The following is a 456-nucleotide window of genomic DNA, read 5'->3' as shown; positions in this document are numbered from 1 at the left end:
GGCCCAGATGACCTTGAGGAAGTCGCTGACCTTGGGCTTCTCGATCTCCACGTCCTGGTTCGGGAGCATCTCGAGGGAGTCCCCGAACAGTCGCTCGGAGACTTCCTTGGCCTTGACGAACTTGCCGCGCTGGATGAGCGACATGGGCGTCTCGGGGAGGTCGAGGCGCGCGAGGAGAAGGATGACGGCGGGGATCGCGCCGATGGCGAGGGCCACGCGCCACAGGATGGCGTGGTCCATGCCCGCGGCGTACATGATCGTGATGACGACGATCGAGAAGACCTCGCCGAGGCCGAACATGAACTGCCAGCGGCTGCCCATGACCTCGCGGGCGCCCTTGGACATCGACTCCATGATGTACGCGTAGCCGTTGGAGATGTCGGAGCCGAGCGGGATGCCGATGAGGAACCGGATGATGATCAGGTCCCACACGCCCGTGGAGAAGGCCTGCGCGAG

At 64.7% G+C, this 456-nt stretch carries 1 protein-coding gene; it reads right to left on the bottom strand.

What is annotated here, in order from left to right:
* Nucleotides 1-456, bottom strand: a 456-nt coding sequence (locus ACLN58_RS22605; RefSeq protein WP_415857438.1) for an MFS transporter, incomplete at both ends; no start/stop codon positions are given.

It is taken from the genome of Sinomonas sp. G460-2 (assembly GCF_047759905.1).
GTDB lineage: Bacteria > Actinomycetota > Actinomycetes > Actinomycetales > Micrococcaceae > Sinomonas.
This window is presented reverse-complemented; position numbering and strand designations above follow the sequence as displayed.